Raw genomic sequence first — 23,118 nt, forward strand, 5'->3', positions numbered from 1 at the left:
CAGTCCCCAGGCGGCCCGGGTGGGCCGCCGGAAAAGCGGGCTGCGCCGCGCCTCGGGCCGCTGGCATCATCGTCCGATGCCGCGCAGCCGCACCATCGGGTCTATCACGGTCACCGCGCTCTCCGACGGCGAGGGGCCCTTCTTCCAGCCCCGCGGCGAGGCGTTTCCCGGTGCCACCCAGGCGCACTGGGCGGCTGCCGACCGGCTCGATCCGGGTGCCGTCACCGACGACGGCAGGTGGTGGCTGCGGTTCCGCGCGTTCGCGGTGCGGGCCGGCGACGGGCCGGTCACGCTTGTCGACGCCGGTATCGGCCCGGCCGACTCGCTCGCCGCGAGCTGGGCGCCGGTGCCGGGCCGGCTGCCGGCCGAGCTGGCCGCCGCCGGGATCGGCCCGGCCGACGTCCGCACCGTGGTCCTCACCCATCTGCACACCGATCACGTGGGCTGGGCCGGTCCGCTGTTCCCGAACGCGGACCATCTGGTCCAGCGCGCCGAGGTGGACGCGCTGGAGCTGTTCCACCCGGAACTGCCGGCCCGGCTGCTCACGCCGTTGCGCGCCGCCGGCCGGCTGCGGGTGGTCGACGGCGACACGCCCCTCACCCCGGGGGTACGGCTGCTGCACACGCCCGGCCACACGCCGGGTCACCAGTCGGTGCTCATCGAGGCGGATGACGAGCGCCTCCTGATCACCGGCGACCTGCTGGTGCACGCGATCCAGTTGGTCGACCCGGAGCTGGCGTACGCCCACGAGGAGGACCAGCCCACGGCCCGCCACTCCCGGCAGCACCTGCTCACGTCCCTCTCCCCCACCGTCCTGGCCACTCCCCACCTGACCGCCCCCTTCACCCTCCACCCCCCACCCCGTCGATCATGAAGTTGACGGCGGAATTGGAGATCGACTACGCCGTCAACTTCATGATCGACGGGGAGAACCGCGGGTGGGACGGCAGAAGGCCCGCCGGCGGAGCCGGCGGGCCTTCGATGCGGTGGGACGGGCGTCACATGCTGGCGACGTCGCCCTGCTTGGCGCGGACCGCCTCGGCGGCCTCCTTCAGCGCGGCCAGCTCGTCGGCGTCCAGGTCGGTCTCGACGACCCGCTTCACGCCCTCGGCGCCGATCTCGGCCTCGACGCCCAGGTAGACGCCGGAGATGCCGTACTCGCCGTCGACCCAGGCGCAGACCGGCATGACGGCGCCGGAGTCCTCGGCGACGGCCTTCGCCATCCGGGCCGCGGCGGCGGACGGGGCGTAGTACGCCGAACCGGTCTTGAGCAGCGCGACGACCTCGGCGCCACCGTTGCGGGTCTTGACGACCAGCTCCTCGATCTGCTCGGCCGGCATGACGTCACGCAGCGGCTTGCCGTTCACGGTGCTCTTCGACGGCACCGGGACCATCGTGTCGCCGTGCGAGCCGAGCGTCAGGGTCCGTACCGACTTCACCGGTACGCTCAGCGCCTCGGCGACGAAGTTGGTGAAGCGGGCGGTGTCCAGCATGCCGGCCTGGCCGAGCACCCGGTTCTTCGGGAACTGGGTGGCGAGCTGGGCCAGCGCGGTCATCTCGTCGAGCGGGTTCGACACCACGATGACGACGGCGTTCGGAGCGTACTTGGCGACGTTCTCGGCGACCTGCCGGACGATCTTGGCGTTGGTCTCCAGCAGGTCCATCCGGCTCATGCCCGGCTTGCGCGGCAGGCCGGCGGTGATGACGACGACGTCCGAGCCCTCGATGGCCTCGTAGCCCTCGCCGTTCGGGCCGGTGGTGACGCCCACGACCTTGGTCTCGAAGCCCTCGACCGCGCGGGACTGGTTGAGGTCGAGCGCGAGACCCGCCGGCTTGCCCTCCACGATGTCGGTGATCACGACGGTGTCGAAGACGTCGTACTCGGCCAGGCGCTGTGCGGTGGTCGAGCCGTAGAAGCCGGCGCCGACGACAGTGACCTTCTTACCCATGGTCGTCCCACTCCCTGATACCAGTCGGTTTTCCGGACCGTATCAGCCATCCTGGCACCGATCGGGTCAGGGGCGGACGGTTATGACCTGGGTGGGTGTCAGGCGGTCCGCTCGGCCCGTTCGACCACGTTCGTCAGCAGCATCGCCCGGGTCATCGGACCGACGCCGCCGGGCATCGGCACCAGCTTCCCGGCGACCTCGGCGACTTCCGGGTCCACGTCGCCGGTGTAGCGGCCCTTGCCGTCCTCGCCGATGACCCGCGTGATCCCGACGTCCACCACCGTCGCGCCCGGGTTGATCATGTCGGCGGTGAGCAGCCCGGGCACACCGGCGGCGACGATCACGACGTCGGCGGCGCGGGTGTGCGCGGCCAGGTCGAGCGTGCCGGTGTGGCAGAGCGTCACGGTGGCGTTCTCGCTGCGCCGGGTCAGCAGCAGGCCCAGCGGGCGGCCGACCGTGTTGCCCCGGCCGACGACAGCCACGTTCGCGCCGCGCAGCGGCACGTCGTGCCGGCGCAGCAGCTCCACGATGCCGCGCGGGGTGCAGGGCAGCGGCGCGTCGTACCCGAGGACGAGCCGGCCCAGGTTGACCGGGTGCAGCCCGTCGGCGTCCTTGTCCGGGTCGATCGACTCCAGCGCGCGCTGGGTGTCGAGGTGCCCGGGGAGCGGGAGCTGGACGATGTAGCCGTGGCAGGCCGGGTCGGCGTTCAGCTCGGCCAGCGCCGCGTCGAGCTGCTCCTGGCTGGCGTCGGCCGGCAGTGCGACCCGCAGCGAGGCGATGCCGACCTCGGCGCAGTCACGGTGCTTGCCGTTGACGTACGCCTGGGAGCCGGGGTCCTCCCCGACCAGCACGGTGCCGAGGCCAGGGGTGATGCCGCGTTCCGCGAGCGCCTTCACCCGGGCCCGTAGCTCGTCCTTGATCTCCGCCGCGGTGGCCTTGCCGTCCAGGATCGTCGCCGTCACGTCGTGATCGTCTCACGGCTGCGGGCGGGCCCGGACGACGACGGCCGACGATCACGCTCCGCAACGTGCCCTAACTCACGGAGAGTGACCAGTCACCGTGACACGGCGGCCCTGACACGCCCGGACGGGCAGGGACCGGACAGGCGGGCCGGACGTCGCAGACGCGCTTGACCGACCTCGAACGGACCACCAGGGGCGAATAAAAGGCCAGGTAGGGGCGAGGTTTAGCACGCGCGGACAACAGCGGCAAGGCCCGCCGAACACGATCCGTCATCAGCTGACCACGCACTAGTTGTCGACGGGCCGGATCGCGACCTACCGTTACCGCTCGTTGCGCAGAGTCACCCAGCGCCGGGACGACCGCGCAGCGTGAGGAGATGAGGAGACTCCATGCGTGTTCGTAGGCTCGCGGCCTGGGCCGCGCTTCCGCTCGCGGTGACGCTCGGCCTGACGGCCTGCGGCTCGGGCGGTGGCGGCGGCGGTGCCGGCGACTCCGATGCGGCCGTGCGGATCGAGATCGCCGAGCCGCAGCACCTCGTGCCCACAAACACCAACGAGACGAGCGGCTCCCAGGTCCTGTCGGCCCTGTTCAGCCCGCTCGTCGACTACGACGAGGCGAACAAGCCGCACGAGGTGGCGGCCGACTCGGTGACGACGTCCGACAACAAGGTCTGGACGGTCAAGCTGAAGCCCGGCTACACGTTCCACAACGGCGAGAAGGTCACCGCCGACAACTACATCGACGCCTGGAACTACGGCGCATACGCGCCGAACGGTCAGAACTCCAGCTACTTCTTCGAGAAGGTGGCCGGCTACGACGACCTCCAGGGCGAGAGCCCGAAGGCGACGACGATGAGCGGCCTGAAGAAGGTCGACGACCTGACCTTCACCGTGACGCTCAGCCAGCCGTACGTGGACTTCAAGTCCATGCTCGGCTACACCGCCTTCTACCCGCTGCCCAAGGCGGCCTTCTCCGCCCCGGGCGTGCTCGCCGAGGGCTACGAGCAGGCGCCGATCGGCCAGGGCCCGTTCAAGATGAAGGGCAGCTGGCAGCACGACGCCAAGGTCGAGGTGGAGCGCTACGACGCGTTCCCGGGCCAGCAGCCCAAGGTCGGCGGCGTCGAGTTCCGCATCTACCAGCAGCCGACCGCGGCGTACGCGGACGTGCTGTCGGACAACCTCGACGTGATCAAGACGATCCCGACCGAGAACCTGTCGACCGCCGCGACCGACCTGGGCGACCGCTTCCAGCAGAGCCCGGCCTCGTCGCTGCAGGTGCTGGCCTTCCCGACGTTCCAGGAGGAGTTCAGCAAGCCCGAGGTGCGCAAGGCGATCTCGATGGCGATCGACCGGGACGAGATCACCAAGTCGATCTTCAAGGACTCGCAGCAGCCGGCTCGCTCGTTCGTCTCGCCGGTGGTCGCCGGTTACCGGGAGAACACCATCGGCACGGCGGGCGCGTTCGACCCGGTCAAGGCCAAGGCCATGTACGAGGCCGCGGGCGGCCCGAAGAAGATCGAGCTGTCCTACAACGGCGACGGCGGCCACAAGGACTGGATCGACGCCACATGCAACCAGCTCAAGGCCAACCTGGGTGTGGAGTGCGTGGGCACCGCCGAGCCGAAGTTCGCGGACCTGCTGACCAAGCTCAAGCAGAAGCAGCCGGTCGGCCTGTTCCGGATGGGCTGGGTCATGGACTACCCGTCCATGGAGAACTACCTCGGCCCGCTGTACAGCACCACCGGCTCGTCGAACTACTACGGCTACAGCAACCCGGAGTTCGACAAGCTGCTCGCCGAGGGCGCCCGCGCGGCGACCGAGGACGAGGCGATCAAGAAGTACCAGGCGGCGGAGGACCTGCTCGCGCAGGACATGCCGGTGATCCCGCTGCGGTACGGGCAGAACAACTTCGGCCACTCGACCAAGGTCAAGAACGTCCACGTGGACCTCTTCGACCGGGTGGATCTGCTGAAGATCGAACGCGCCTGACACCCCGCTGACGGGCCGGGCCACCCCCACCGGGTGGCCCGGCCCTCGCATTGGCACGTATTTAGCCTGATTTCGGCAGACTTGCCAGCATGCTCCGCTTCATCCTGCGGCGACTACTCCAGATGGTCCTCGCCTTCTTCGGGACCACGCTGATCGTCTACGCGTTGATGTTCGCCGGGCAGGGCGACCCGATCCAGGCCCTCGCCGGGGAGCGGCCGGTGACCGCCGCGCAGCGGGCCTACCTGACCGAGAAGTACCACCTGGACGCGACGGGTGTCGGCGGCTTCTTCTACCGCTACTTCGACTACCTGGGCGGCCTGGTCCAGGGCGACCTCGGGCAGTCGCTGACCGGGCGGCAGATCAGCGACATCCTCGCCGCCGCCTGGCCGGTCACCCTGAAGCTCGCGGTGATCGCGATGGCCGTGACGGTGATCTTCGGGGTCACCGCCGGCGTGATCGCGGCGATCCGCCGCTCCGGCGTGTTCGACCACGCCACGCTCGTGCTCACGCTGCTGGTGCTCGGCATCCCCACCATCGTGCTGGCCCCGCTGGCGCAGTACTTCCTCGGCGTACGCTGGCCGATCTTCCCGCCCACCGCCGGAGCGCAACCCTCCTTCTACGCGTTGCTGCTGCCCGGCATCGTGCTCGGCTCGTTGTCGCTGGCCACCGCGCTGCGGCTGACGCGTACCTCGGTGACCGAGAACCTGCGCGCCGACTACGTCCGCACCGCCCGCTCCAAGGGCCTGCGGCGGCGCCGCATCGTCGGCGTGCACGTGCTGCGCAACTCGCTCATCCCGGTGGTCACCTTCCTCGGCGTCGAGCTGGGCAACCTGATGGGCGGCGCGATCATCACCGAGGGCGTGTTCAACGTCCCGGGCGTCGGCTTCAACCTGTTCCGCGGCATCCGCACCGAGGACGGCCCGCTTGTGGTCGGCATCGTCAGCGTGCTCGTCGTGGTCTACCTGCTGTCCAACCTGGTGGTGGACGTGCTCTACGCCGTCCTCGACCCGAGGATCCGCTATGAGTGAGCGCAGCGAGGTGCCGCAGTGAGCGACTTCGAGACGGTGGCGGCTACCGAGAACCAGGCCGCGCGACGCGGTGTGTCAGGCGAACCGGGCACGCCCGGGCGGGCCGGGCGGCCGGACCGGGCCCGCAGCCTGGCCGGTGACGCCTGGCGGGACCTGCGCCGCAACCCGGTCTTCTGGATCAGCCTGCTCCTGGTGGTGCTGGTCGCCGCGATGGCCGTGGCGCCGGGGCTGTTCGCCGCCAACGACCCGCGCGACTGCGTGCTGTCGCGGCAGCACGCCGGGCCGTCCGGCGGAGCCGTCTTCGGGTACGACTTCCAGGGCTGCGACACGTTCGCCCGCGCGGTCTACGGCGCCCGCGCCTCGCTGCTCGTGGGCGCGTTCTCCGCGCTGATCACCGGCGTGATCGCGCTCGTCGTCGGCATGGTCGCCGGCTACTTCGGCGGGTGGGTCGACGCGGTGCTGTCCCGGGTGATCGACATCGTGCTCGGGATCCCGCTGCTGCTCGCCGCGATCGTGCTGCTCAAGCGCGTGAGCACGAGCGGCGAGACGGTACGCCTGTTCGCGGTGATCCTCGTCCTGGCGCTGCTCGGATGGACCACCGCGGCCCGGGTGGTCCGTTCCTCGGTGATCACCGCCCGTGAGCAGGACTACGTGGCCGCAGCCCGGATGCTCGGGGCCGGCAACGGCCGGATCATGTGGCGGCACATCCTGCCGAACGCGCTCGCCCCGGCCATCGTGGTGCTCACCATCGCGCTCGGGTCGTTCATCGCGGCCGAGGCGACGCTGAGCTTCCTCGGCATCGGCCTGAAGGCGCCGACCATCTCCTGGGGCATCGACATCGACGCCGGCCGGGTGCACATGCGCGAGTCGGCGACACCGCTGATCGTGCCGTCGACGTTCCTGGCCCTGACCGTGCTCGCCTTCATCATGCTCGGCGACGCGATCCGCGACGCCTTCGACCCGAAGCTGCGGTGACTTCCTCATGACGCAGAACGCGGTCCGGCCCACGCCGGCCTCACCCACGCCGCCCGGCGGGCACCTGCTGGAGGTACGGGACCTGCACGTCGAGTTCCGTACCCGGGAGGGCGTGGCCCGGGTGATCAACGGGGTGACGTACCACCTGGACGCCGGTGAGACGCTCGCGGTGCTGGGCGAGTCCGGCTCCGGCAAGTCCGTCACCGCCCAGGCGATCATGGGCATCCTGGACACCCCGCCCGCGTACGTGCGCGCCGGGCAGATCCTCTACCAGGGGCGGGACCTGCTCACCCGCCCGGAGGAGGAGCGCCGGCAGATCCGCGGCGCCGAGATCGCGATGATCTTCCAGGACGCGTTGTCGGCGTTGAACCCGGTCTTCCCGGTCGGCTGGCAGATCGGCGAGTCGCTGCGCGAGCGGGCCGGGATGTCGCGGGCCGACGCGCGCAGGCGCACCGTCGAACTGATGGATCTGGTCCGGATCCCGGCCGCGGCGAAGCGGCTCGGCGACTACCCGCACCAGTTCTCCGGCGGCATGCGGCAACGCGTCATGATCGCGATGGCGCTGGCGCTGGACCCGAAGGTGCTGATCGCCGACGAGCCGACCACCGCGCTGGACGTCACGGTGCAGGCGCAGATCATGGACCTCCTGGCCGACCTGCGCCGGGATCTCGGCATGGCGCTCGTCCTGATCACCCACGACCTGGGCGTGGTCGCCGGCGTCGCCGACCGGATCGCGGTCATGTACGCGGGCCGCATCGTCGAGCACGCCGACGTGCATGCGCTGTACCGGGCGCCGGCCCACCCGTACACGAAGGGGTTGCTGGAGTCGATCCCGCGCCTGGACGTGCGCGGCCAGGCGCTGTCCAGCATCCGCGGGCTGCCGCCGAACCTGATGGCGATCCCGTCCGGCTGCCCGTTCCACCCCCGGTGCCCGTACGTCCAGCCGGTCTGTGTGGACGAGGTGCCGCACGACCTGGTGCTCGCCGACGGGCGGACCAGCGCGTGCCACTTCGCCCAGGAGGTGCACGATGACCGCGACGGCTGAACCCGCCAAGGTGCGCGGCGAGACGATCCTCGCCGTCGACCAGCTGGTCAAGCACTTCCCGATCAGCCAGGGCGTGCTGTTCAAGAAGACCATCGGCCAGGTCAAGGCGGTCGACGGCGTCTCGTTCGAGCTGCGGCGCGGTGAGACGCTCGGCGTGGTCGGCGAGTCCGGGTGCGGCAAGTCCACGCTGGCCCGGCTGCTCATGCGCCTGGAGACGCCGACCGCCGGGCGGGTCACGCTGGAGGGGCGCGACCTGCTCCGGGCGGCAGGGGCGGACCTGCGCCGGCTGCGGCGGAACATGCAGATGGTGATGCAGGACCCGTACACCTCGCTGAACCCGCGCATGACTGTCGGCGACATCATCGGCGAGCCGTTCGAGATCCACCCGGAGGCGGCACCGAAGCGCAGCAGGCGGCAGCGGGTGCAGGAGCTGCTGGACGTGGTCGGGCTCAACCCGGAGCACGTCAACCGCTACCCGCACCAGTTCTCCGGCGGTCAGCGGCAGCGCATCGGCATCGCCCGGGCGCTCGCGCTGCGGCCCGAGATCATCGTCTGCGACGAGCCGGTGTCGGCCCTGGACGTCTCCATCCAGGCCCAGGTGATCAACCTGCTGGAGCAGCTCCAGGACGAGCTGGGGCTGTCGTACATCTTCATCGCCCACGACCTGTCGGTGGTCCGGCACATCTCCGACCGGGTGGCGGTGATGTACCTGGGCCGGATCGTGGAGATCGGCACCGAGGAGCAGATCTACCAGCGCGCGACCCACCCGTACACCCAGGCGCTGCTGTCGGCGGTGCCGGTGCCCGACCCGGAGGCCCGCGACCGGCGGACCATCATCCGGCTCACCGGCGACGTGCCGAGCCCGGCCGAGCCGCCGTCCGGCTGCCACTTCCGGACCCGCTGCTGGAAGGCCGAGGAGGTCTGCGCGACGCAGGACCCGCAGGCGGTACCGCGCGCGGCGGACCCGCACCCCAGCGCCTGCCACTTCGCCGAGGTACGCACCGAGGCGTGACGACGAAGGCCCCGTCCCCCGGAGGAAGAGGGGGCGGGGCCTCCGATGCGGGCACGCGTGCGGAAGGCGGACCCGGGACGAACCCGAGGCGGCCCGGCGGCGTGAGGCGCGCCGCCGTACCGGTGGACGGCAGCTCGCGGCGGAGACCGCCGGGTCGACGCGGCGGTGTCCGGTGCGGCGCGAGCGCGCGTCCCGGTGCGGGCTGCGGGTTCGGTGCGGCTCAGGCGGCCGGCGGGGCGCGCGCGGCGAGCGGGCCGCGCGGCGGCAGCGGCACGACAGGCGGCCGGGGCGCGGGCACGACCGGCTCCGGCACCGCCGGACCGGCCATGCGCGGGAGCGCGGCCGGGGCCAGGTCGTCCGGTCCGTCGGCGTAGCCGAGACCGCCGCCGTGGTCGTCCCACGGCCCGGCGGCAAGCTCCGACCAGGAGATTCGGGGGTACGCGGCACGCAGCGCGGCCGGGCTCGTTCCGCTCGCCGAGGCGGCGGCCGGCTCGGCGGCGAGCGCTTCGACGGGTGGTGCGACGTCGGGAGCGGGCCGTGCGGCGGCGAGCGCTTCGACGATCGGGGCGACGGCCGGTGCGGTGACGGCGGGTGCGGCTGCCGCTCCCAGTCCGGCCAGGACGAACGCCAGCGTGACGACGACGGCGGTCAACCGGTCGCGAACGCGCATGGCACACCTGCCGGGCTCACAGACAGCGGAGACGCTCGATCGTCGCCGCCCACACGCTAGCAACCGCCTCCCGCGGCGGGCAACGGCACGACGTCCGGGTGCGTCAGTCGTCGGATGGACGACCGACGCACCCGGAGGCCGGACTCGTCAGTGGAAGAAGTGCCGGGTGCCGGTGAGGTACATGGTCACGCCGGCCGCCTTGCAGGCCGCGATGGTCTCCTCGTCCCGGATCGATCCGCCGGGCTGAACGATCGCCCGCACCCCGGCGTCGATGAGGATCTGCGGACCGTCGGCGAACGGGAAGAACGCGTCCGAGGCGCAGACCGAGCCGCGGGCCCGCTCGTCACCGGCCCGGCTGACCGCCAGCCGCGCCGAGTCCACCCGGTTGACCTGGCCCATGCCGACACCGACGGTGGCGCCGTCGCGGGCCAGCAGGATCGCGTTGCTCTTGACCGCGCGGACCGCCCGCCAGGCGAACGCCAGGTCGCGCAGTGTCACCTCGTCGGCCGGGTCGCCGGTCGCGAGCGTCCAGCCGGACGGGTCGTCGCCGGGCGCGTCGACGGCGTCCCGCGTCTGCACCAGCACGCCACCGCTGACCTGCCGCCACTCCGCGGGCCGCACGGCGAACTCGGGCGCCCGCAGCAGGCGGAGGTTCTTCTTGGCCCGCAGCAGCTCCAGCGCGTCCTCGTCGAAGCCGGGCGCCACGAGCACCTCGGTGAAGATCTCCGCGACCTGGCCGGCCATCGCCGCGTCGACCGGCCGGTTCACCGCGATCACGCCGCCGAACGCGGAGACCGGGTCGCAGGCGTGCGCCTTGCGGTGCGCCTCGGCCACGTCCGCACCGACAGCGATGCCGCACGGGTTGGCGTGCTTGATGATCGCCACCGCCGGCTGGTCCGCGAAGTCGTTGGCGGCCCGCCAGGCGGCGTCCGCGTCGACGTAGTTGTTGTAGGACATCTCCTTGCCGTGCAGCTGCTCGGCCTGGGCCAGCCCGGCCGGCGCGCCCGGGTCGGTGTAGAGCGCCGCCGCCTGGTGCGGGTTCTCGCCGTACCGCAGCACCGCCTGGCGGCGCAGTGCCAGCCCGGCGAACTCCGGCCAGCCGTCCTCGGCCGGCGACACGGTGGTGGCGAACCAGTCGGCCACCGCGACGTCGTAGTCGGCGATGTCGGCGAACGCGCGGGCCGCCAGCGCCCGGCGCCGGGCCGGCGTGAAGCCGCCCTCCGCGAGCGCGGCCACCACCGCCGGGTACGCGGCCGGGTCGGTCACCACCGCCACCGAGGCGTGGTTCTTCGCCGCGGCCCGCACCATCGCCGGACCGCCGATGTCGATCTGCTCGACGCACTCGTCGGTGTCGGCGCCGGAGGCGACGGTGGCCTGGAACGGGTACAGGTTGGAGACCAGCAGGTCGATGCCGGCGATGCCGTGCTCGTCGAGCTGCGCGGCGTGCGCGTCCTTGCGCAGGTCGGCGAGGAGGCCGCCGTGGATCTTCGGGTGCAGCGTCTTGACCCGCCCGTCGAGGATCTCCGGGAAGCCGGTGACCTGCTCGACCGGCGTCACCGGCACCCCGGCGCCGGAGATCGTCGACGCGGTGCTCCCGGTCGACACGATCTCCACGCCGGCCTCGTGCAGGGCACGGGCCAGCTCGGCCAGGCCGGTCTTGTCGTAGACGCTGACCAGCGCGCGCCGGATCGGGCGGCGGCCGGCGTCCTCAGTGGCGTTCACGGGATGGTGACCTTTCTGCCGGTGATCGTCCAACCTTCACGGACCAGGCGGCCGACCTGCTCGACGAGCTGGCGCCGCTCGGCGGACTTGATGCGCTCGGTGAGCGTGTCCTCGTCGTCGTCGTCCTGCACCGGCACGGCGACCTGGGCCACGATCGGGCCGGTGTCCATGCCGGCGTCGACGAAGAACAGGGTGGCCCCGGTGACCTTGACGCCGTACGCCAGCGCGTCGCGGGGGCCGTGGATGCCGGGGAACGCCGGCAGCAGCGTGTTGTGCGTGTTGAGGTAGCGGTCGCCGAACGCGGCCAGGAACTCCGGACCGACCAGCTTGAGGAACCCGGCGCTGATGACCAGGTCGGGCCGGTGCTCGGCGACCCGCGCGGCGAGCGCCTTGTCCCAGTCGGCGCGGGTGGGGTGGTCCTTGACGCGCTCGACGAAGGACGGCACACCGGCTGCGGCGGCCCGGTCCAGGCCGGCGATCCCGTCCCGGTCGGCGCCGACGGCGACCACCCGGGCGCCGTACCCGGGGTCGGCGGTGGCGTCCAGCAGCGCCTGGAGGTTGCTGCCGGAACCGGAGACGAGGACGACGAGGCGGGCGACGGACGCGGGCTCGGTCACCGGGCAACCCTATCGGGCAGGTCAGGCGGCCCGGCCGCGGGGCGGCGGCTCATCGGGTGACCTCCCCGGTGGCGTGATCGCGGTACGCTGCCGGTCGCCCGGTGTCCGGCCCCGTGCCCGGCCCGCACCCCCAGTGAACCCGGCACGCCGCGTGCCACCGGACCGAGGAGTACTTCGCATGCAGCCCGGATACCCCCCGCAGCAGCCGCAGCAGATCGACAACAACATGACGATGTCCATCGTCGCGATCTTCCTGTTCTGGCCGCTCGCGATCCCGGCCATCATCAACGCGTCGAAGGTCAACCCGCTGATCCAGCAGGGTGACTACGCGGGCGCCCAAGCCGCCGCCGCCGAGTCCAAGAAGTGGTCCAAGTGGGCCCTCATCGTCGGCCTGATCTGGATCGGCATCATCGTGGTGGGATGTTGCCTCCTCGGCGGCCTTGCTGGTCTCGCCGGCAACAGCGGCAGCAACTGACCGACAACCCGAACCGATCTGAGGAGCACCAGACATGCAGCCCGGTTACCCCGGACAGGACCCGTACGGCCAGCAGCCGAACCAGGATCCGAACGCGCAGCCGCACGACCCGTACGCGCAGCCGCCGCAGGCCCCGCAGTACGGCCAGCAGCCCCCGTACGGGCAGCAGCCGCAGTACGGCCAGCAGCCGACCTCGGGCCAGCCGTACGGCCAGCCCACGTCGGGTCAGCCCGCCTACGGCCAGGACCCGTACGCGCAGCAGCAGCCGTACGGCGCCGCGCCGCAGTACCCGGCCGCCGGCTACCCCAGCGGGCCGGGGCAGGGCCAGGGCCAGAACAACACCATGGGCCTGGCCGGCATGATCGTCGGCATCGCGTCGATCGTGCTCGGCCTGTGCTGCCCGCTGCTGGGCGTCCCGGCCGGCATCGTCGCCGTCGTCCTCGGCGTGCTGGGCCAGAAGAAGGTCCAGGCCGGTGAGGCCAGCAACGCCGGCCAGGCCCGGGCCGCCCTGATCTGCGGTGCCGTCGGCGTGGTCGTCGGCATCGTCAGCGCCATCGCGGGCGCGGCGATCAACATGAACAACTTCGGCGCCTGACCGGCGTCCGACGAGGGGCGTCCACCATCCGGTGGGCGCCCCTCTCGCGTTCCCGAGCCGCGCCGCGAGGTCAGCGGGGAGCCGGGGTGGCGCGGGGCGGAGGGGTCGGGCAGGTCAGCGTGCGGGTGGCGGCGGCGCCGAGCACCGCGCCCACTCCGATCACGAGCGTGGCCACCGCGGCCACCGCCCACGGTGACGGCCCGACCTCGGCCAGCCGGCCACCGCCGAGCGACCCGCCGGAGGCCGCCGCGAACAGCCCCAGCAGCGCGCCCGCGACCGGTCCGGCGAGCGCGGCCGGCAGCAGCAGCGCCGGCCAGCCCACCTCGGTGCGTTCCTCGGCCGCCGCGCGCAGCAGCCGCCGGGCCAGCAGCCAGCCGGCCGCCATCGCGGCCAGCACCGGCACGGCCAGCAGCGCGCCACCGAGCCCGTCCATCGGGCCGCGCGGCAGGCCCGCCAGCAGCGGTACGGCCGGCAGCGCGCCCACGGAGACCTCACTCGTGCGGACGGCGGTGTCGGTGCCGACCGCGAACCCAGGGCCGAGCAGGTAGCTCGCCGACCAGGCGGTCGCGTTCGGCGCGTAGGCGAGGCTGACCAGTGTGATGCCCGCCTGACCGGCCACCCCGGTCCGGTACGCCCCGATCATGTCGGCCGCGTCGCCGCCACCGGTGGCCACCGCCAGCCCGGCCGCACCGGCACCCGCGCCGCACAGCAGCAGCGCCGCCACCAGTCCGGTACGCAGACCGTCGCGCACCGGCGGTGGGCAGCGCTCGGCCAGCAGCGCCCAGACACCTGTGGTGCGCAGCGCGCCGACCAGGGCGGCGGGTACGCCGAACGCGGCGAACGTGAGCGCGGCGGTGACCGGGGAGACCCGCAGGCCGCCCGCGTCGACAGCGAACGCGGCGAGTGCGCCGAGCAGCGCGTACCCGATGCCGACGGCGACCGCGACGGTGAGCGCCTGGCGGGGTGAGCCGGCCCCGCGCGCGCCGACGGCCCGGCTGACGTGCACCCCGGCGCGGGTGAGCCGCCAGACGGCGAGCGCGCTGAGCGCGAGCGGCGCCAGGCCGAGCGGCCCGGCGGTGGTCTGCAACGGCACCCCGTGCCCGAGCAGCCAGCCGGCCAGGCCGGCGCGCAACGCGCCGCCGAACGATCCGGCGTCCTCGCTGAGCTGGGCGAGGCCCAGCACGGCGGACACCGGCAGCCAGGAGGTCAGCGCCGCCCAGAGCGCGGCCACCCCGGCGGCGACCGGCAGCGGGGCCCGGCTGCGGGGCTCCTCACCCGATCGGGGTGCGGGCACCCGCGCGGCCGGGCGGGCACGGCCGGGCGGCCGGGCGCCGGCGGGGGGACCGGTGGCCGGACGGCGGGGCTGGTCAGGGGTGACGCGTGACATCGTGTCTACTCTGGCACGCCGCGGGAAGGACGGCAGTCCGATACCGGGTCGGCAGCGTGGCGAGTTCGCCGAACCCCGGTCCCGCGGTGGTGATCCGGTCTAGCCTCGGCCTCAGACGCGACCGTTCCCGTCGCGGCGCCGACCGCTCGGAGGAAGCCGTGCACGCTCCGTATCCGCCGCCCCCGCCGCCACCGGCCGTCGGCCGGGACCGGACCACGCTCTGGGGCGTCCTCGGCATCGTCTTCGGCCTGCTCTGCTGCGGGATCCTGGGCATCGTCTTCGGCGCGCTGTCGATCCGCGACGCCCGGCGCAACGGCCGGTCGCAGTTGCTCGGCTGGCTGGCCATCGCGTTCGGCGTGATCAACATCGTCGCCAGCGCCATCGTGCGCGCCCGGGGCAACTCGTACTACCCGTACTGGTATCGCTGAACGCGAGGGGGCCGACCGGTTCCCCGGTCGGCCCCCTCGACACGTCGCTCGGCCGCTCAGCGGCCGGACATGATCTCCCGCATCAGGTTGGCGGTCTCGGTCGGGGTCTTGCCGACCTTGACGCCCACCGCCTCCAGCGCCGCCTTCTTGGCGTCGGCGGTGCCCGCCGAGCCCGAGATGATCGCGCCGGCGTGGCCCATGGTCTTGCCGGGCGGGGCGGTGAAGCCGGCGATGTAGCCGACCACCGGCTTGGTGACGTTGGCCTTGATGAACTCGGCCGCCCGCTCCTCGGCGTCGCCGCCGATCTCACCGATCATGACGATCGCGTCGGTCTCCGGGTCCGCCTCGAAGGCGGCCAGGGCGTCGATGTGGGTGGTGCCGATGATCGGGTCACCGCCGATGCCGACGCAGGTGGAGAAGCCGATGTCGCGCAGCTCGTACATCATCTGGTAGGTCAGCGTGCCGCTCTTGCTGACCAGGCCGATCCGGCCGGAGCCGGTGATGTCGGCCGGGATGATGCCGGCGTTCGACGCGCCCGGCGAGGCGATGCCCGGGCAGTTCGGGCCGATGATCCGGGTGCGCTCGCCCTGGGCCCGGTTGTACGCCCAGAACGCGGCGGTGTCGTGCACCGGCACGCCCTCGGTGATCACCACGGCCAGGTCGATGCCGGCGTCGATCGCCTCGACCACGGCGGCCTTGGTGAACTGCGGCGGCACGAAGATGACGGTGACGTCCGCGCCGGTCTCCTTCATCGCGTCCGCGACGGAGGCGAAGACGGGCAGCTCGGTGCCGTCGAAGTCGACGGTCGTGCCGGCCTTGCGCGGGTTCACGCCGCCGACCACGTTGGTGCCGGCGGCGAGCATCCGCCGGGTGTGCTTGGAGCCCTCGGAACCGGTCATCCCCTGCACGATGACCTTGGAGTCCTTGGTCAGCCAGATAGCCATTGTCAGACCCCCGCAGCTGCCAGCTCGGCGGCCCGCTCGGCCGCGCCGTCCATGGTGTCGACCCGCTGGATCAGCGGGTTGGCCGCGCCGTCGAGGATCGCCCGGCCGGCCTCGGCGTTGTTGCCGTCGAGGCGCACGACGAGCGGCTTGGTGGCCTTCTCGCCGCGCTGCTCCAGCAGCGCCAGCGCCTGCACGATGCCGTTGGCGACCGCGTCACAGGCGGTGATGCCGCCGAAGACGTTGACGAAGACGCTCTTGACCGACGGGTCGGACAGGACGATCTCCAGGCCGTTCGCCATCACCTCGGCGCTCGCGCCGCCGCCGATGTCGAGGAAGTTGGCCGGCTTGACGCCGCCGTGCCGCTCGCCCGCGTACGCGACCACGTCGAGCGTGGACATGACCAGGCCCGCGCCGTTGCCGATGATGCCGACCTCGCCGTCGAGCTTGACGTAGTTGAGGTCCTTGGCCTTCGCGGCCTGCTCCAGCGGGTCCACCGACGCCTGGTCGACCAGGGCCTCGTGGTCCGGGTGCCGGAACCCGGCGTTCTCGTCCAGGGTGACCTTGGCGTCCAGGAGCAGCAGCTTGCCGTCCTTGGTCGTGGCCAGCGGGTTCACCTCGACGAGCGTGGCGTCCTCGGCCACGAACGCCTGCCACAGCTTGACCGCGACCTCGACCACCTGGTCGGCGATCTCGGCCGGGAAGCCGGCCGCGGTGACGATCTCGCGCGCCTTGGCCTCGTCCACGCCGGTGTTGGCGTCGATCGGCGCCTTCACGACCCGCTCCGGGGTCTCGGCCGCGACCTGCTCGATGTCCATACCGCCGGCCACGCTGGCGATGCAGAGGAAGGTGCGGTTCGCCCGGTCGAGCAGGTACGAGAAGTAGTACTCCTCGGCCACGTCCGCGGTCACGGTGATCATGACCTTGTGGACGGTGTGACCCTTGATGTCCATGCCGAGGATGTCGGTGGCCCGAGCCACCGTCTCCTCCGCGCCCTCGGCCAGCTTCACGCCGCCGGCCTTGCCGCGGCCACCGACCTTCACCTGCGCCTTGACGACCACCCGGCCGCCGAGGCGTTCGGCGATCGCGCGGGCCTCCTCCGGGGTAGTGGCGACGCCGCCGGCGAGCACGGGCAAGCCGTGCCGCTCGAACAGGTCCCGCCCCTGGTACTCGTACAGGTCCACGATTGCGCGTCCCGTCCCGTCTCCGCGGCGCGCCGTCGCGCCGCCACCAGCTTCGGAAAATCAGTTTGACGCCTGTCATCAGATGAGACAGGCCATTTGCCGCAGCCTAACGAGATGGGAACGGGCGGCAACCGAGCGGGTGCGGGGTGTGCGGTAATGCACAGACCGGGCTCGGCCGGGCCGATCACTGAGGCCCCGGCGCACGGGGGCGTCAGCCGTCCGGGGGATGTCCGGGCCCGGGCGTAACCGCCCGTCGGGGGCGTCGTTGAGTGTGATGTCGGCGCGCTGGTCAAGCGCGGCGACGGGAGCGGCCGATGCCCTGTCGGTCGAGGGGTGGCGGCGGGGCATCGTGCATAGAGGGGCCGGGCGTGTGAGGGGTGCGTCCGGCCCCTCCCCCCGTGCCCGGAGCCGGAAACGCGGGGGCCGGGCACGCAGGGGCCGGGAACCGGGCGGGGTCAGCCGACCGGCTGGGCGACGTTCTCCCGCACCCACTCGACGATCGAGCCGGTGGTGGCGCCCGGGGTGAAGATCTTCGCGACGCCGAGCCGCTCCAGCTCCGGGATGTCGGCCTCGGGGATGATGCCGCCGCCGAACACCACGATGTCGGTGGCGTCCCGCTCGGTGAGCAGTTCGACGACGCGCTTGAACAGCGTCATGTGCGCGCCCGAGAGCACCGACAGGCCGACCGCGTCCGCGTCCTCCTGGATGGCGGTCTCGACGATCTGCTCGGGCGTCTGGTGCAGGCCGGTGTAGATGACCTCCATGCCCGCGTCACGCAGGGCGCGGGCGACCACCTTCGCCCCCCGGTCGTGGCCGTCCAGGCCGGGCTTCGCGACGACGACCCGGATACGAGAGCTCATCTGCGCACACCTTTCACCGGCACTCCTGACCTGAACGAACGGTAACCCGGCCGGACCGGAGGCGGGAAGCCGGGCCGGACCTTCCCACATACGAGCCGGCCCACTACCGCCCACCCGGGTACGCGGAAAGCCGGACACCTCCGCCGTTCGGTCACTGTCCGCGACGAATGGGCAGTCGACATACCATCCGACCGGCGGCACGAGCTATGACAAGGTCGGATGGAATTGGACATAACGAATCAGCATTTCGGCGCTTCGGCTTGTGACAGGAGTGGCGGTTGGCTAACGTGTCCACGGTTGTCATCAGGTCCACGGACGGGTGACGACGCGGCACCGGAGGTTCGACCGAGCTTCACCGAACGGTCCGGAGTCGCATCGGATCCCCGACAACGGAGGGTGTGCGTGCGCCAGCGCCTGTCGTCTGAGCCCGATCGCTATCGCGGCCGCCGCCGCGTACCCACCCCCCCGCGGAGCCGCTACGCCGCGGTGGTCACCACCGCCTTCGTCGGCGCCGGCATCGTCGCCATCGGCGCGAACGCCCTCCCCGACGCCAAGAGCGTCAGCCCGTCGGTCCTCGACGAGCTCCGGCAGGCCTCGATCGCCAGCCAGGACGCCGCCGCCCGCGCCGACAGCGCGGAGCGCCCGTCCCGTGCCGACCGCTCCGACAGCAAGGCCGCCGAGCAGGACCCGTGGCTCCTGCCGCTGCACGGCTACGACTTCAAGTCCCCCTACGGCATGCGGTGGGGCAAGCTGCACACCGGCATCGACCTGGTCGCCCCGGAGGGCACGCCCTACAAGGCGGTCCACGCCGGCACCGTCACCAAGGCCGGCTGGTTCGGCGGCTACGGCTACGCCGTCATCGTCCAGCACTCCGACGGCAGCGAGGCCATCTACGGCCACTCCTCCGCGGTGACGGTCAAGGAGGGCCAGGAGGTGAAGGCCGGCGACCAGCTCGGCCTGGTCGGCAACACCGGCCACTCCTACGGCTCCCACCTGCACCTGGAGATCCATGTCAAGGGCCAGCCGCAGGACCCGGTGGCGTTCCTCAAGGATCGCGGAGTGGACATTCAGCTCGAAGTCGAGGCAGTTTACAGCGACGTAGCCGCGTCCTGACGCTCCGTACCGCCCCGTCACCGCCCGGACCGCACGGTCCGGGCGGTTTCGTCTGTGCCGATGTCTGCCACGTCACACCGGCCGGTGTGAGCGGGAGCACATCACCGAATGATCGTCTCTTCGATCGAACCGGCCGGCCGGTCCGAAACCGGACGCGCGGTGGCGGCGCGGGCCACCGCCTCCGCACCCCCGATACCCGCTGCGACCTGCACCGACACCAGTATTTCGAGGTCACGTGCCCCTCGAACCGATGAAGGATCCCGTGCAGCACAGCAGCCCCACCCCGGACAACGCTCCCGCCCGGCACCGGCGCCCGCGCCGCGCCCGGCGCACCGTTTACGTGGTCACCGGCGCGGTGGCCCTGCTCGGCCTCGGCATCGGCGGCGTGGTCGTCACCACCGCCCCGTCCGACCCGACGCCGGCCGCCGTCGACCTCGGCGTAGCGGCCCGCGCCGACGACGCCGACCGCGCCGACCGTTCGGCCCGCGAGCCGGTCACCCCGTCCGCCGTACCGGCCAGCCCGTCGCCGAGCCCGAGCGCGAGCGCGACCAGCCCGGCACCGAAGAAGACGGCGACGGCGAAACCCAAGCCGAAGCCGAAGAAGACGACAGTGGCGAAGAAGCCCACCTGGGTCATCCCGATGAAGGGCGCCGACATCACGTCGTGCTACGGGCCCCGCTGGGGCACCCAGCACGCCGGCATCGACTTCGCCATGCCGGCCGGCACGCCGATCCACGCCGCCGCAGCGGGCACCGTGGTCAAGGCCGGTGACGTGGGCGACGGCTACGGCATCTCGGTCTTCATCGACCACCACAACGGCTACCTGACCCACTACGCCCACCAGAGCCGGCTCGCCGTCGGCGTCGGCGACACGGTCAAGGCCGGTCAGGTCATCGGGTACGAGGGCTCCACCGGCGACTCCACCGGCCCGCACCTGCACTTCGAGGTGCACCAGGGCGCGATGTGGAACCAGATCGACCCGGCGCCGTTCCTGCGTGCCCGGGGCATCGGCGTGGCCTGCTGACGCAGTGGTCCACCGGCGTGGCCGGGCCGGTCTCCTGCCCGGCCGCGCCTGCGGTCCGTCCGCCTGACGCTCAGAGCTTGTCGATCGGGGCGTGCCGCAGCACCAGCCACATGGTCTGGTCGCCGAAGTCGATCTGGGCCCGGGCACCCGGCCCGGCCCCCTCCACCGCCAGCACCCGGCCCAGGCCGTACCGCTGGTGGTTGACCCGGTCGCCCACCGCGACCTTCGGAGCCTGCTTCAGCTCGCTCGCGGTGGCCAGCCGGCTGGCGTCCACGCCCAGCCGCTTCGCCAGCTCGGTCGCCTTGGGCGTGCCGCCGGCGAAGCCGCTGCGGCCCAGCCGGTCCGCCCGGCCGCCGACGCCCCCGCCTCCGCCGCCCCACGAGGTGTACGACCCCTCGGTGCGCTCCCAGCGGACCAGCTCGGGCGGCAGCTCCTCCAGGAACCGCGACGGCGGGTTGTAGGCGGGCGCGCCCCAGGCCGACCGGGTCACCGCGCGGGACAGGTAGAGACGCTGGCGGGCCCGGGTGATGCCCACGTACGCCAGCCGCCGCTCCTCCTCCAGCTCGCGGGTGTCGCCGAGCGAGCGCAGGTGCGGGAAGACGCCGTCCTCCAGGCCGGTCAGGAAGACCACCGGAAACTCCAGGCCCTTGGCGGTGTGCAGCGTCATCAGCGTGACCACCCCTTGGTGGTCCGGGTCGTCGGAGGGGATCTGGTCGGCGTCGGCGACGAGCGCCACCTGCTCCAGGAAGCCGGCGAGCGTGGCTCGCTCGTCGTCGGCGCCGAGCGCCTCGATCCGCTCGGTGTACTCCCGGGCGACGCTCACCAGTTCCTGGAGGTTGTCCACCCGGCCGGCGTCCTGTGGGTCGAGGCTCTCCTCCAGCTCGGCCAGGTAGCCGGAGCGGGTCAGCACCGCCTCCAGCACCTCCTCCGGGGTGCCGGTGCCGGCCAGCTCCCGCGCCGCGTCGAGCAGCGCGACGAACTCGGCGATGCCGTTCGCCGCCCGGGTGGAGATGCCCGGCGCGTCCTTGGCCCGGCGCAACGCGGCGCCGAAGGAGATGCGGTCCCGGGCACTCAGCGCCTCCACGCACGCCTCGGCCCGCTCGCCGATGCCCCGGCGCGGGGTGTTGAGGACCCGGCGCAGGCTGACCGTGTCGTCGTCGTTGACCACGGCGCGCAGGTACGCGAGCGCGTCGCGGACCTCCTTGCGCTCGTAGAAGCGCACCCCGCCGACCACCTTGTAGGGCAGGCCGACCCGGATGAACACCTCCTCGAACACACGGGACATGGCGTTCGTGCGGTAGAACACCGCCACGTCGCCCGGGCGGGTCTCGCCGTCGTCGACCAGCCGGTCGATCTCCCGGGCCACCCAGTCGGCCTCGGCGTGCTCGGTGTCGGCGACGTACCCGACGATCTGCTCGCCGGACCCGGCGTCGCTCCACAGCCGCTTCGGCTTGCGGGAGGTGTTGCGGTCGATCACCGCGTTGGCGGCGTTGAGGATGGTCTGGGTCGAGCGGTAGTTCTGCTCCAGCAGGATCGTGCGGGCGTCGGTGAAGTCCCGCTCGAACTCCAGGATGTTGCGGATGGTCGCGCCGCGGAACGCGTAGATCGACTGGTCGGCGTCACCGACCACGCACAGCTCCGCCGGCGGGATCCCCTCGGTACCGGAGACCAGTTCCTTGATCAGCACGTACTGGGCGTGGTTGGTGTCCTGGTACTCGTCCACCAGCACGTGCCGGAACCGGCGCCGGTAGCTCTCCGCCACGTGCGGGTGCGACTGGAGCAGGTGCACAGTCGTCATGATCAGGTCGTCGAAGTCCAGCGCGTGCGCCTCGCGCAGCCGCCGCTGGTAGAGCGTGTACGCCTCGGCCAGCGCCCGCTCGTTCGGCCCCTTGGCCCGGCCGGCGAACTCCTCCGGGTCGACCAGCTCGTTCTTCAGGTTCGACACCTGGGCGGCCAGGCCCCGGGCCGGGTAGCGCTTCGGGTCCAGATCCAGCTCGCGGGCGACCATCTGCATCAACCGGCGCGAGTCGTCCGCGTCGTAGATCGAGAACGTCGACTTCAGGCCGGCGTGCTCGTGCTCGGCCCGCAGGATGCGTACGCAGGCGGAGTGGAACGTCGAGACCCACATGAGCCGGGCGCGCGGGCCGACCAGCGCGGCCACCCGCTCCTTCATCTCACCGGCGGCCTTGTTGGTGAACGTGATCGCGATGATCTCGCCGGGGTGCACGTCGCGGGCGGCGAGCAGGTAGGCGATCCGGTTGGTCAGCACCCGGGTCTTGCCGGACCCGGCGCCGGCCACGATCAGCAGCGGGGAGCCGGCGTGGGTCACCGCGTCCCGTTGGGGGCCGTTCAGGCCGTCGAGGAGGGCGGCCGGGTCCGACCCGGCGCCCCCGGGACGGCGCGGCGGGGTCGGCCGGGACTCCGGCGCGGGCGGGGACTCCGGCGCGGGCGGGGATGTGGGAATGTCGAAGAGAGGATGCATCGCAGCCCGAGTCTATGCCGCCGGGCGGACACTTCCCCGCCCGCGCCGCCGCCCGGCGCACGCCGTCACGTCTCACCTGTTGGTGCGTCTTCTTGCGCGCCCGCCCGGGTGGTCGGCATACTCGACGACGTGTTCGATCAGCGCTTCTACTTTTACTACGGCACCGGGAGTCCGGCAGCCGTGGGTCGCGCCTGATCACAGACCTACGAAAACGCCCCGGGCTCCCCGAGCCCGGGGCTTTTCCGTCCCGGGATCCGGGTACCGGGCCCGAGCCCCGAGAGGGACGACGATGATGACTGACGTGGTGGAGTCCAGCGGCAGCCTGGCGCGGCACGACCGGCCGGCCGGCGGCGACCCGACCGGCGCCGCGGCGGCCCGGACCGGCACCGACGACGCGGCGGCGGCGGAACGGATCGGCGAGATCCGGCGGCGGATCGACGAGATCGACCGCACCCTCATCGCGCTCTGGCAGGAGCGGGCAGCGCTCTCCCAGGAGGTCGGCGCGACCCGGATGGCGTCCGGCGGCACCCGGCTGGTGCTCTCCCGCGAGCGGGAGATCCTGGAGCGGTTCCGGTCCGAACTCGGCGCCGACGGCACCCAGCTCGCGCTCCTGCTGCTGCGCGCCGGCCGCGGCCCGCTGTGACGGCCACGGAGGCGCTG

At 72.4% G+C, this 23,118-nt stretch carries 22 protein-coding genes; 12 read left to right on the forward strand and 10 right to left on the reverse strand.

The features are described from left to right. The first annotated feature begins 76 nt into the window (after positions 1-76). Positions 77-874, forward strand: a complete 798-nt coding sequence (locus ML5_RS02410; RefSeq protein WP_013473618.1) for an MBL fold metallo-hydrolase — start codon at positions 77-79, stop codon at positions 872-874. A 124-nt stretch (positions 875-998) separates the two neighbouring features. Here the strand turns inward: ML5_RS02410 and mdh are convergent, their stop codons facing one another. Beyond that, entirely contained in the window at positions 999-1,949 is a 951-nt protein-coding gene (gene mdh, locus ML5_RS02415) for a malate dehydrogenase (protein ID WP_013288499.1), read from the reverse strand. Between the two features lie 98 nt (positions 1,950-2,047). Then, positions 2,048-2,911: a bifunctional methylenetetrahydrofolate dehydrogenase/methenyltetrahydrofolate cyclohydrolase gene (locus ML5_RS02420; RefSeq protein WP_013288500.1), complete on the reverse strand. Its 864-nt coding sequence runs from the start codon at positions 2,909-2,911 to the stop codon at positions 2,048-2,050. A gap of 390 nt (positions 2,912-3,301) precedes the next feature. Here ML5_RS02420 and ML5_RS02425 point away from each other — a divergent pair, with 390 nt between their 5' ends. The 5 genes from ML5_RS02425 to ML5_RS02445 all read left to right on the forward strand — a co-directional run bounded on the left by ML5_RS02425 (position 3,302) and on the right by ML5_RS02445 (position 8,960). Next, entirely contained in the window at positions 3,302-4,900 is a 1,599-nt protein-coding gene (locus tag ML5_RS02425) for an ABC transporter substrate-binding protein (RefSeq protein ID WP_013473619.1), read from the forward strand. Between the two features lie 89 nt (positions 4,901-4,989). Continuing rightward, entirely contained in the window at positions 4,990-5,928 is a 939-nt protein-coding gene (locus ML5_RS02430) for an ABC transporter permease (protein WP_013473620.1), read from the forward strand. Positions 5,929-5,946: 18 nt separating this feature from the next. Further along, complete coding sequence (locus ML5_RS02435) at positions 5,947-6,903, forward strand: ABC transporter permease (protein WP_013473621.1); 957 nt, start codon at positions 5,947-5,949, stop codon at positions 6,901-6,903. Positions 6,904-6,910: 7 nt separating this feature from the next. Continuing rightward, positions 6,911-7,948, forward strand: a complete 1,038-nt coding sequence (locus ML5_RS02440; RefSeq protein ID WP_013473622.1) for an ABC transporter ATP-binding protein — start codon at positions 6,911-6,913, stop codon at positions 7,946-7,948. Continuing rightward, positions 7,932-8,960, forward strand: coding sequence for an ABC transporter ATP-binding protein (locus tag ML5_RS02445; RefSeq protein WP_013288505.1), 1,029 nt, complete (start codon positions 7,932-7,934; stop codon positions 8,958-8,960). Before ML5_RS02440 ends, ML5_RS02445 begins: the two co-directional genes overlap by 17 nt. 220 nt (positions 8,961-9,180) lie before the next feature. Here the strand turns inward: ML5_RS02445 and ML5_RS02450 are convergent, their stop codons facing one another. The 3 genes from ML5_RS02450 to purN form a co-directional block, all read right to left on the reverse strand. After that, positions 9,181-9,630, reverse strand: a complete 450-nt coding sequence (locus ML5_RS02450; protein WP_013473623.1) for a hypothetical protein — start codon at positions 9,628-9,630, stop codon at positions 9,181-9,183. A gap of 147 nt (positions 9,631-9,777) precedes the next feature. Further along, entirely contained in the window at positions 9,778-11,352 is a 1,575-nt protein-coding gene (gene purH, locus ML5_RS02455; RefSeq protein WP_013473624.1) for a bifunctional phosphoribosylaminoimidazolecarboxamide formyltransferase/IMP cyclohydrolase, read from the reverse strand. Continuing rightward, on the reverse strand, positions 11,349-11,969 hold the full coding sequence (gene purN / locus ML5_RS02460) for a phosphoribosylglycinamide formyltransferase (protein WP_013288508.1): 621 nt from the start codon (positions 11,967-11,969) through the stop codon (positions 11,349-11,351). The genes purH and purN overlap by 4 nt, the downstream gene beginning before the upstream one ends. A 178-nt stretch (positions 11,970-12,147) precedes the next feature. On the opposite strand from purN, the gene ML5_RS02465 reads away from it, so the two are divergent. Together ML5_RS02465 and ML5_RS02470 are read left to right on the forward strand one after the other, a co-directional pair. After that, positions 12,148-12,444: a CD225/dispanin family protein gene (locus tag ML5_RS02465; RefSeq protein WP_013288509.1), complete on the forward strand. Its 297-nt coding sequence runs from the start codon at positions 12,148-12,150 to the stop codon at positions 12,442-12,444. A 34-nt stretch (positions 12,445-12,478) separates the two neighbouring features. Then, positions 12,479-13,039 carry a DUF4190 domain-containing protein gene (locus ML5_RS02470; RefSeq protein WP_013473625.1) on the forward strand — a complete coding sequence of 187 codons (561 nt, stop codon included), beginning with the start codon at positions 12,479-12,481 and terminating at the stop codon, positions 13,037-13,039. A gap of 70 nt (positions 13,040-13,109) precedes the next feature. On the opposite strand, the gene ML5_RS02475 is transcribed toward ML5_RS02470, so the two are convergent. Further along, positions 13,110-14,426: a DUF6350 family protein gene (locus tag ML5_RS02475; RefSeq protein WP_013473626.1), complete on the reverse strand. Its 1,317-nt coding sequence runs from the start codon at positions 14,424-14,426 to the stop codon at positions 13,110-13,112. A gap of 158 nt (positions 14,427-14,584) precedes the next feature. Between ML5_RS02475 and ML5_RS02480 the strand changes: the two genes are divergently transcribed. Further along, positions 14,585-14,854, forward strand: a complete 270-nt coding sequence (locus tag ML5_RS02480; RefSeq protein ID WP_013288512.1) for a hypothetical protein — start codon at positions 14,585-14,587, stop codon at positions 14,852-14,854. A 56-nt stretch (positions 14,855-14,910) separates the two neighbouring features. On the opposite strand, the gene sucD is transcribed toward ML5_RS02480, so the two are convergent. The 3 genes from sucD to ML5_RS02495 all read right to left on the reverse strand — a co-directional run bounded on the left by sucD (position 14,911) and on the right by ML5_RS02495 (position 17,839). Continuing rightward, positions 14,911-15,798, reverse strand: coding sequence for a succinate--CoA ligase subunit alpha (sucD, locus tag ML5_RS02485; protein WP_013288513.1), 888 nt, complete (start codon positions 15,796-15,798; stop codon positions 14,911-14,913). 2 nt (positions 15,799-15,800) lie between these two features. Then, complete coding sequence (gene sucC / locus ML5_RS02490; protein WP_013288514.1) at positions 15,801-16,979, reverse strand: ADP-forming succinate--CoA ligase subunit beta; 1,179 nt, start codon at positions 16,977-16,979, stop codon at positions 15,801-15,803. Positions 16,980-17,434: 455 nt separating this feature from the next. After that, the gene (locus ML5_RS02495; RefSeq protein ID WP_013288515.1) at positions 17,435-17,839 is read right to left on the reverse strand and encodes a cobalamin B12-binding domain-containing protein; all 405 of its coding nucleotides are present in this window, start codon (positions 17,837-17,839) and stop codon (positions 17,435-17,437) included. 402 nt (positions 17,840-18,241) lie between these two features. On the opposite strand from ML5_RS02495, the gene ML5_RS02500 reads away from it, so the two are divergent. Both ML5_RS02500 and ML5_RS02505 read left to right on the forward strand, forming a co-directional pair. Further along, positions 18,242-18,952 carry a M23 family metallopeptidase gene (locus ML5_RS02500; protein WP_013473627.1) on the forward strand — a complete coding sequence of 237 codons (711 nt, stop codon included), beginning with the start codon at positions 18,242-18,244 and terminating at the stop codon, positions 18,950-18,952. A gap of 250 nt (positions 18,953-19,202) precedes the next feature. After that, positions 19,203-19,976, forward strand: a complete 774-nt coding sequence (locus ML5_RS02505) for a M23 family metallopeptidase (protein WP_013473628.1) — start codon at positions 19,203-19,205, stop codon at positions 19,974-19,976. Positions 19,977-20,046: 70 nt separating this feature from the next. On the opposite strand, the gene pcrA is transcribed toward ML5_RS02505, so the two are convergent. Next, positions 20,047-22,458 (reverse strand): DNA helicase PcrA, encoded by a 2,412-nt coding sequence (gene pcrA / locus ML5_RS02510; protein ID WP_013473629.1) that lies wholly within the window; start codon positions 22,456-22,458, stop codon positions 20,047-20,049. A 289-nt stretch (positions 22,459-22,747) separates the two neighbouring features. Between pcrA and ML5_RS02515 the strand changes: the two genes are divergently transcribed. Then, on the forward strand, positions 22,748-23,101 hold the full coding sequence (locus ML5_RS02515; RefSeq protein WP_013288519.1) for a chorismate mutase: 354 nt from the start codon (positions 22,748-22,750) through the stop codon (positions 23,099-23,101). Positions 23,102-23,118 lie beyond the last annotated feature (17 nt).

Source organism: Micromonospora sp. L5 (assembly GCF_000177655.2).
Classification (GTDB): domain Bacteria; phylum Actinomycetota; class Actinomycetes; order Mycobacteriales; family Micromonosporaceae; genus Micromonospora; species Micromonospora aurantiaca.

Coding starts and splice junctions, on each gene's coding strand:
- ML5_RS02410 (WP_013473618.1), top strand. CDS start 77: ATGCCGCGCAGCCGCACCATCGGGTCTATCACGGTCACCGCGCTCTCC.
- mdh (WP_013288499.1), bottom strand. CDS start 1,949: ATGGGTAAGAAGGTCACTGTCGTCGGCGCCGGCTTCTACGGCTCGACC.
- ML5_RS02425 (WP_013473619.1), top strand. CDS start 3,302: ATGCGTGTTCGTAGGCTCGCGGCCTGGGCCGCGCTTCCGCTCGCGGTG.
- ML5_RS02430 (WP_013473620.1), top strand. CDS start 4,990: ATGCTCCGCTTCATCCTGCGGCGACTACTCCAGATGGTCCTCGCCTTC.
- ML5_RS02440 (WP_013473622.1), top strand. CDS start 6,911: ATGACGCAGAACGCGGTCCGGCCCACGCCGGCCTCACCCACGCCGCCC.
- ML5_RS02445 (WP_013288505.1), top strand. CDS start 7,932: ATGACCGCGACGGCTGAACCCGCCAAGGTGCGCGGCGAGACGATCCTC.
- ML5_RS02450 (WP_013473623.1), bottom strand. CDS start 9,630: ATGCGCGTTCGCGACCGGTTGACCGCCGTCGTCGTCACGCTGGCGTTC.
- ML5_RS02465 (WP_013288509.1), top strand. CDS start 12,148: ATGCAGCCCGGATACCCCCCGCAGCAGCCGCAGCAGATCGACAACAAC.
- ML5_RS02470 (WP_013473625.1), top strand. CDS start 12,479: ATGCAGCCCGGTTACCCCGGACAGGACCCGTACGGCCAGCAGCCGAAC.
- ML5_RS02475 (WP_013473626.1), bottom strand. CDS start 14,426: ATGTCACGCGTCACCCCTGACCAGCCCCGCCGTCCGGCCACCGGTCCC.
- sucD (WP_013288513.1), bottom strand. CDS start 15,798: ATGGCTATCTGGCTGACCAAGGACTCCAAGGTCATCGTGCAGGGGATG.
- ML5_RS02495 (WP_013288515.1), bottom strand. CDS start 17,839: ATGAGCTCTCGTATCCGGGTCGTCGTCGCGAAGCCCGGCCTGGACGGC.
- ML5_RS02505 (WP_013473628.1), top strand. CDS start 19,203: ATGAAGGATCCCGTGCAGCACAGCAGCCCCACCCCGGACAACGCTCCC.
- pcrA (WP_013473629.1), bottom strand. CDS start 22,458: ATGCATCCTCTCTTCGACATTCCCACATCCCCGCCCGCGCCGGAGTCC.
- ML5_RS02515 (WP_013288519.1), top strand. CDS start 22,748: ATGATGACTGACGTGGTGGAGTCCAGCGGCAGCCTGGCGCGGCACGAC.